This window comes from Pyxidicoccus fallax, from assembly GCF_012933655.1.
Lineage (GTDB): Bacteria > Myxococcota > Myxococcia > Myxococcales > Myxococcaceae > Myxococcus > Myxococcus fallax.
Genome location: NZ_JABBJJ010000473.1, coordinates 1 through 7957, shown reverse-complemented (window position 1 = coordinate 7957; position 7957 = coordinate 1). Strand labels below are relative to the sequence as shown.

The 7957-nt window shown below is 70.8% G+C and carries 6 protein-coding genes; 4 read left to right on the top strand and 2 right to left on the bottom strand.

Features of this window, described 5'->3' with window-relative positions; translation table 11 throughout:
• From HG543_RS49225 to HG543_RS49215, 3 genes are all read left to right on the top strand, one after another.
• On the top strand, positions 1 to 732 hold a 732-nt coding region (locus tag HG543_RS49225; protein WP_169351912.1), incomplete at its 5' end, for an MFS transporter.
• 113 nt (positions 733 to 845) lie between these two features.
• The gene (locus HG543_RS49220) at positions 846 to 1856 is read left to right on the top strand and encodes an alpha/beta fold hydrolase (RefSeq protein WP_169351911.1); all 1011 of its coding nucleotides are present in this window, start codon (positions 846 to 848) and stop codon (positions 1854 to 1856) included.
• A gap of 105 nt (positions 1857 to 1961) precedes the next feature.
• Complete coding sequence (locus tag HG543_RS49215; RefSeq protein ID WP_169351910.1) at positions 1962 to 3629, top strand: alkaline phosphatase D family protein; 1668 nt, start codon at positions 1962 to 1964, stop codon at positions 3627 to 3629.
• Between the two features lie 13 nt (positions 3630 to 3642).
• Here the strand turns inward: HG543_RS49215 and HG543_RS49210 are convergent, their stop codons facing one another.
• The gene (locus HG543_RS49210; RefSeq protein WP_169351909.1) at positions 3643 to 6696 is read right to left on the bottom strand and encodes a S8 family peptidase; all 3054 of its coding nucleotides are present in this window, start codon (positions 6694 to 6696) and stop codon (positions 3643 to 3645) included.
• 242 nt (positions 6697 to 6938) lie between these two features.
• On the opposite strand from HG543_RS49210, the gene HG543_RS49205 reads away from it, so the two are divergent.
• A complete protein-coding gene (locus tag HG543_RS49205; RefSeq protein WP_169351908.1) occupies positions 6939 to 7229 on the top strand; it encodes a hypothetical protein in 291 nt (96 codons plus the stop codon).
• A 65-nt stretch (positions 7230 to 7294) separates the two neighbouring features.
• Here HG543_RS49205 and HG543_RS49200 read toward each other — a convergent pair.
• The coding region (locus HG543_RS49200; protein WP_169351907.1) for a M16 family metallopeptidase at positions 7295 to 7957 on the bottom strand (663 nt) is incomplete at its 5' end.

Below are 7957 nucleotides of genomic sequence, written 5' to 3'. Positions count from 1 at the left end.
GTGGTGCTGGGGATGGGCGGGGCGTCGTGGGCGCTGCTGGTGAACACGCTGTCCTTCGTCGCGGTGCTGGTGGCGCTGTCGCGGGTGCAGGCGCCCGCGCGCGCGGCGGCGAAGGCCTCGTCGGGGTTGTGGAAGGAGATCGCGCACGGCTTCGAGGTGGCGCGGAAGGATTCGGAAATCTCGCTGATGATGTGGAGCACGCTGCTGGTGGCGTTGCTGGTGGCGCCGTTCATCGGCCTGGTGCCGGTGTTCGCCATCCGCGAGTTCGGCCAGGGAGCGGCGGCGACGTCGTTGCTCGTCACCTGCCAGGGAGCGGGGGCGGTGACGGCGGCGCTGGTGGTGGGCACGCTCGTGGACTCGCTGGGGCAGCGGAAGTTGTTGGGGTACCTGGCGCTCGCCATCGGTGGAGTGTCGGCGCTGTACTGGCTGTCGCCGACGCTGCCGGTGGCGGCGGTGTTGATGTTCGTGCTGGGCGCCAACTACATGATGCTGATGAGCGGGACGCACACGTACTGCCAGTCGCGCGTGCCGAGGGAGCTGCAGGCGCGGACGAGCAGCATCTACAGCATGGTGCTCGGCGGAGGGTACGCGGCGGGCGTGTGGGGCCTGGGCGCGCTGGCGGACCGCGTGGGCCTGCGCTTCGTCACCGTGAGCGCCAGCGTGCTGTTCCTCGCGCTCGTGCTGACGCTGCGCCTGTTGCGGCCGCGCAGCTTCGAGGGCGCGGAGGGGTAAGGCGGGTCCACCGCCTCACACCCGGCTCACTTCGCCCGCGGAAGTCCCTGCGCGCCTCGCCTCCTCGCGCTACACACGGTGGACAACCCTTTGTGTCCCAAGGAGCGAGCCCCGTGTCCGTCCGTTCCCCTCTCCTGGCCCTCACCGCCCTGCTGGCCTCCGCGCCCGTGCTCGCGCAGCCCACGCAGCCCGCGCGCGCGGCCGAGCCGATCGGCATCGCCATGGAGGGCTTCCCCTCTCCGTACCCCGTGCAGTTCCTGCCCGTGACGCTCGAAGGGCAGGACCTCCGCATGGCCTACATGGACGTGAAGCCCACCGCTCGCGCCAATGGCCGCACCGTCGTCCTCCTGCACGGAAAGAACTTCTTCGGCGCGTACTGGCAGAACACCATCCGCGCCCTCGCCGGCGCCGGCTACCGCGTCGTCGTCCCCGACCAGATTGGCTTCGGCCGCTCCTCCAAGCCCGACATCCACTACAGCTTCCACACGCTCGCCTCGCTGACGAAGCAGCTGCTCGACTCGCTCGGCGTCAAGGAGACCACCGTGGTGGGCCACTCCATGGGCGGCATGCTCGCCACGCGCTTCGCCCTCATGTACCCGGAGTCCACCACGCACCTCGTGCTGGAGAACCCCATCGGCCTCGAGGACTACCGCGAGAAGGTCCCCTGGCAGCCCACCGAGGCCTACTACCGCGAGCAGCTCAAGGCCTCCGAGGAGGGCACCCGCAAGTACCACCAGACCTACTACGTGAAGTGGAAGCCCGAGTACGACGTCTGGATTCAGCTCTTCGCCCGCCAGCTCCAGAGCGCCGAGTACCCCCGCCTCGCCTGGGTGTCCGCCGCCACGTCGCAGATGATCTACGAGCAGCCCGTCTCCCACGAGTTCCCTCGCGTGAAGCCCCGCGCCCTCCTCGTCATCGGCCAGGAGGACCGCACCTTCATCGGCCGCGGCAAGGTGCCCGCCGACGTCGCCGCCACGCTCGGTCAGTACCCGCAGCTCGGCAAGGCCGTGGCCAAGGCCATCCCCAACGCCACGCTCGTGGAGCTCCCCGGCGTCGGCCACGTCCCCCACTTCGAGGCCCCCGACAAGTTCCACGCCGAGCTGCTCGGCTTCCTCGGGAAGTGAATGGAGCCCTGCCCTCCAGGGCTGTGGGCAACTTGGGGACAGCCCTCAGGGCTAGACTCGTCCCGCCAGGGCCCGCGGGTCCTGGCGTCTTCACAGGGGGGCAACATGAAGAAGCTGCTCGGACCGATGCTGTACGTGGCGGGCTCGCAGTCCCCGGACACGTGGGCCTTCTCCGTCAACCTGTACCTCGCCGGCACCCACTCCGCGCGGCCTCCGCCGCTCCGCCTCGTCTTCCTCGACAAGAACGGGGCGGAGCTCCCCGGCGCCGTCGAGCCCCACCCCGAGGTGGCCGCCGACTTCTCCGCCATCCAGAGCCCCAAGGCCGGCGTGCTGTGGAAGTGGCACGTGCGCCTGCCACGCGAGGCCGCCCCCAAGCGCGTGGCCTACCGCTTCGTCCCCGTGGACGGCGCCGCTCCGCTCGAGGGCGTGGATGACGTGAAGGACGTCGTGATTCCGGAGCGCGGCGGGCTGCCCCGCGCGGCCTTCTTCTCCTGCAACGGCGGCGGCAGCGCGGACGCGTGGAACGCGGTGTCCAAGATGCCGCGTCCCTTCGGCTGCTGGGACGACATGAAGGAGCAGCACGAGGACCCGGCGGGCGGCTTCCACCTGCTCCTCGGCGGTGGAGACCAGGTGTACGCGGACTCCATCTGGTACACGTCCCAGGAGCTGGTGGACTTCCGCAAGCTCTCGCTGGACGAGAAGCTCGCCTGCGAGCTGCCCGAGAACTTCCACGAGAACCTCGTGGCCCGCTACGTGGAGCTGTACTGCGAGCGGTGGAACGGTTCCTCCGGCATCGCTCCGATGATGGCCCGCGTGCCCGGCCTCTTCACCTGGGACGACCACGACATCTTCGACGGCTGGGGCTCGCACGAGAAGCTCCAGGCCTGCGCGTGGTACCGCAACATCTACAGCGCCGCGGCGCTCGCCTTCGAGGCCTTCCAGCTCGGCGGGCTCAAGACGGCCGACAAGACGCCGCGCGAGCGCAAGCCGGGAGAGACGCACTACCTCCAGACGGTGCGCTTCGCCGGTGACACGTGCGACCTGGACGTGGTGGCGCTCGACCTGCGCAGCGGCCGTACCACGCGGGTGCGCTCCAGCGGAAAGGTCGAGCACGCGGTGCTGAGCGACGCGCAGTGGAACGCCCTGGACGCGTGGCGCCGTGAGCATCGCGAGCGCCCGGAGGTGGGCAAGAAGTACCGGCACGTCGTCGTCGTGTCCTCGGTGCCGCTGGTGCACCTGCGCTTCGGACAGGCCACCGAGAGCATGGGCGGCATGATGGACCTGCGCGACGACATGCTCGACCAGTGGGAGTCCCACGTGCATCGCGGCGAGCGCACGCGGCTCATCATGGACCTGTTCCGGCTGGCGAAGGACTCGTGCTGCGCGGTGACGGTGGTGTCCGGCGACGTGCACGTGGGCGCGCGCGGCCTCATCCGCTCGCGCAACCCGGAGCACCTCCCGCACGGGCTGACGGAAGCCGCCATCGAGCAGGTGACATCCTCCGCCGTCGTCCACCCGCCACCGGGCCTGTTGCAGTTCCTGGGCATGCGCATCCTCGCCGCCGAGGGCGTCGAGGACCTGCCGTCCTTCATGCAGACGGAGCTGCTCCCCGTGGGCAGCGACCGCTACCTGCGCGAGCGCAACTGGCTGTCCCTGTGCGTGAGGCGGCCCGGCAATGCGGCCACTTCACGCCCCAAGCTGTGGCTGCGCTGGGAGGCCGAGCACACCGCCATCTCCACGCAGGTGGTGGTGGAGCCGCCGCCCCTGCTGTAGGGCGCGCGGGCGCTCACGAGCGGTAGCGCCGTCTCCCACGCACCCACGGAAGGAACGCGAGCAGCGCGAGCGCGGCCGGGAGCCCGCCACCCGTGGCGGAGCAGCCCTTCGACCCCCCGGGGACGACCGGGCTCGTGGGGATGGGCTCGGGCTCCAGGTCCGCCAGCAGCACCACCGGGACGCGCGCCTCCGCTCCCTCGTCATCGCGCACGACGACCTCGAAGCGGGCGCGCGCGCCCTGGGTGCTGAGCCACGCCTTCGGAGCCGACCAGGACAGCAGCCCCGTCTCGCTCACGCTGACCCAGTCCCCGGGGATGCCGCTCAGCGAGTACGTGAGCGCATCCCCCGCGCCCGCCGGGTCCGAGGCCCGCACCTGGTACATCATCACCGTCGTCGACGTCACGGTCTGCTCGGGGATGGGCTCCACGCTCGGGGGCGCGTTCTCGACGGGGACCTCGAAGGTCCGGTCCAGGTGCCCTCCGGCGGACTCGACGCGCACCATGCCCCGCTGTGAGGCGCCGCCCACCGGGTTGTCCGCGTACACGTGCTGGATGGACGGCTCGGCCGTCACCGCGTCGAAGCGGCCGTCTCCGTCGAAGTCCCAGTGGTAGCGGAGGATGGGCTCACAGCCGGGCTCGGCCTGGGCCACGAGTCCCACCGTGACGGGCTCCACCGTTCCCGAGCCCTCCACGCTCACGTCGCGGAGGAAGGGCGGCCCACACACGGCCGCGGCACCCCAGGTCTTCAGGAGCGAGGGATGCCCGTCCCGGGTGGTGATTCGCATGGCCACCCGGTTCACACCCTGGCGGCTGAAGACCTCGGTGCGGACGAGCCGGCCCAGGGACTTCGAGGAGCCCTGCTCCGCGGGCGTCAGGATGACGTCCGTCTCCGTCGGACGGAAGGTCTGCCCGTCATGGTCCAGGTCCCACTCCACGGTCCACGGATGGGAGTCGGCGGGAGCAATGAACGAGACGTCGAGCGTGAAGGGATGGTTCACCTGGGGGACCAGGACGTCCGATTCCAGCTTCACGGAGTGGGGGTGCACCAGGTTGTAGTCCGGCGGGAAGCCCACGGTGAACGAGGCACGGCCGCTCGCGTCGAGGATTCTCACCGCAACCTGCTCCGCATCCCGAGGCGGAGAGTCGTACAAGACAGCGGCCGTCAACCGCTGCGTCGGAGTCTCCGGGGGTGCCTGCGTCTGGGTGACATCCACGTCGAAGCGGCCGTCGTAGTCCAGGTCCCATTGCACCTCCCAGGGGCCCTGGGTGCCGGCGGTCACGATGTCCGTCTGGAAGCGCGCATTCCGGCCGTAGCGAGGCCGCCAGGTGGTGGATATCTCGAACGGCCTGGGGACGGCCGCGTACCGGGGGTAGGCCGTGACGGTGTCTCCGTCGGGGAAGGTGAAGGTGACAGGGTCCAGCCGCGAGTGCGTCCACACCGCGGTGGCGATGCCATCACCCGCGGCCCGGTCCGGGCCCTGGCCGTCGTCGCGGAGGACGATGCTGAAGGGCTCGACGTCGAGCTGGACCGTCACGGGCCCCGCGGCCTCGCCGCAGCGGATGTTCAGCGCGGCGAGCGTCACCTGACCTTCGGAGTCGTTCCACCACTCCTGGCCGCCGAGGACGACATCCGAACCGGGCTCGAGGCGCTTCATCAGCGCCTGGTTCTCGCAGCTCAGGGATCCCACGCCCCCCGTGTCGACGGCGCGGATGCGGCGGCCGGTGACGCTGAGGTGCCGCAGCCCGGGCACCTCCTGGCCGCCACTCAGCACCAGGTTGCGCAGCGCGCGCCAGTCGCGCTCGGGTGCCTGCGCATGCAGCAGCGCCACCAGCCCGGTGACGTGGGGCGCGGCCATGGACGTGCCGCTGTAGACGGCGTAGCCGCCTCGGGGCACCGTGCTCAGGATGGAGACGCCCGGAGCGAAGACGTCCACCTTCTGGCGCCCGTACGCCGAGAAGGACGCCCGCCGGTCCGACGCGTCCGTGGCTCCCACGGAGATGAGGTTGGGCAGGAGGTATTCCGAGGGGAAGGAGGTCGCCCAGGGCAGGTCCAGGTGGTAGCCCGTGTTGCCGGCGGAGGCGACGAAGAGGATGCCCGCGTGCAGGTGGCGGGTGATGGCCTCCTCGAGTGACTCCGAGGGCTGACTTCCGCTCCACGAGTTGTTCGTGGCGATGACATTCACCGGGTGCCGCTCCCGCGTCTTCAGCTCCGCGAGGTAGTCGAGGCAGCGGATGGCGGCATCCAGTGAGAAGAGGCCCTCGTCGTCCGCGACCTTGCACGCGAGGAGCTTCGTGCGCGGGCTCACCCCGACGACGCCCAGGGCGTTGTCACCGCGCGCGGCGATGGTGCCGGCCACGTGCGTGCCATGGCCGTGGTTGTCCATGGGAGGCTTCGTCCGCGCCTCGTCCATGGCGTCGATGCCGTGGATGTCATCGACGTAGCCATTGCCGTCGTCGTCCACGCCGTTGCCGGCGACCTCGCCGGGGTTGGCCCACATGTTGGGGGCCAGGTCCGGGTGCGTGAAGTCGATGCCGGTGTCGATGACGGCGACGACGTCCGCCTCGCTCCCCTGGGTGAGCGCCCACGCCTCGGGCGCGTTGAGGTCCACGTCCACGCCCCCGAGCGTCTGCCCCGTGTTGTGCAGCCCCCATAGCTCGCGGAAGCGCGCGTCGTCGGACAGCGCGTCCAGCGTGTAGAGGTAGTTGGGCTCCGCGAAGGCGACGCGCGGGTCGCGGCGGTAGTGCTCCAGGGCCTGCTCGACGGTGGTGCCCTGGGGGAGCTTCACGTGCTGCAGCCCCGTCAGGCTCCGGAACCGGTGCATCACCCGGGCGCCGACCAGCACGCGTGAGGCATCCGACTCCATGGCCTGGACGCCGTCGCGGAAGCGCACCAGGACCTCGCCCTCGACGTGGGTGCGCTCCGGGGCCGCCATGGGTGCGGGAGGCGGCGGGGCGGGCCGCTCGCCGCAGCCGAGCACCAGGGCCGCGGCCAGGAAGCCCGCCCGCACACCGGGCAGGCGGAACGCGGACATGCTTCGGAGACGCGAGTACTGGAGGAGCCTCGTCATGGGGCCTCGTCTGTGGGGTTCCGTGAAGGGTCACCCCCCACTGGCCGGCCACGAGCGGGGTGCAGGCATGAAAGCCGGATATGCGAGGTTTGGCAAACCGAGGTTGCGCTCACCTTGCGGGCAGGCGTGCGCCGGGCCCGCCGGGGGAAGCTTGGTGAGCGGGGGCCGCGCTCCGACATTGAGCCTCGTAGCGGTACGCCGGCGTGGGGAGCGTCCCCGCGCCCTTCGACGAGGAGCGCGACATGGCCAACAAGAAGTACAGCCCCCTGACGGGCGGCAAGGAAGCGCCCACCAAGCCGCCGTACGCGAAGGACCGGGTGGACCGGGGCCTGGAGGCGGATGACACCTTGCCCCTCTACTCCGCGGACTCGGTGCGTGACACGCGCGAGCAGAAGTTCGCCCTCGACAGTGACGCACCCGTGGGCGGCCCGGTGCCCGACATCCGCAGCCCCATCGACGAGGCCGACGAGCTGGAGCGCGAGCGCCTCGGCCGCGAGAAGGCCGACGAGCGCAACGCCAGCGAGACGGACTGAAAACAGCAACGCCGGGACCCGCGCTGCACACGGGTCCCGGCGTGTTCACTCGAACGAAACGGTGACTACTTCGTCGAGGCGCTCGGCGCGGGCGGCGCGTCCGGCTCCACGGGCGTGAGCTTGCCCAGGTTGAGCGCGCCCACCTGCTCCTGGATGGTGGCGGGGTCGCCCACCAGCACGAACTGCATCGACGCGGGGTTCAGGTACGCCTCGGCCACGCGCTGCACCTCGGCGGGGGTGGCGTTGCGCAGCCCTTCCACCGTGCGCTGGAACTCATCCAGCGGCCGGCGCTGGAAGAAGAGGGACGCGGCGCTACCACCCAGGCCCTCCACCGTCTCGAAGGCGCCGGGCAGGCCGCGGATGAGGCCCTCGCGCGCGGACTCCAGCTCCTTCTCCGTGATGGGCCGCGACTGGAGGCCAGACAGCTCGCCCACCACTTCCTTGATGGCCGGGCCCGTCACGTCCTGGCGCACGGCGGTGTACGACATGAGCGGCCCCACGCCCAGGCGCGTGTCCAGGAAGGCATAGGCGCCGTAGCTGTAGCCCTTGGCCTCGCGCAGGTTCATGTTGAGGCGGGCGCCGAAGAAGCCGCCGAACACCGTGGTGGCCAGGTCCAGCGCGTGCTCGTCCGGGTGACCCGCGGCGAGCCCCGGACGGCCCACGAAGACGATGGTCTGCGGCAGCTCGGGCTTGGGAATCACGCGCACCAGCTCGCGCCTGTCTCGTAT

Coding starts and splice junctions, on each gene's coding strand:
- HG543_RS49215 (WP_169351910.1), top strand. CDS start 1,962: ATGAAGAAGCTGCTCGGACCGATGCTGTACGTGGCGGGCTCGCAGTCC.
- HG543_RS49210 (WP_169351909.1), bottom strand. CDS start 6,696: ATGACGAGGCTCCTCCAGTACTCGCGTCTCCGAAGCATGTCCGCGTTC.
- HG543_RS49205 (WP_169351908.1), top strand. CDS start 6,939: ATGGCCAACAAGAAGTACAGCCCCCTGACGGGCGGCAAGGAAGCGCCC.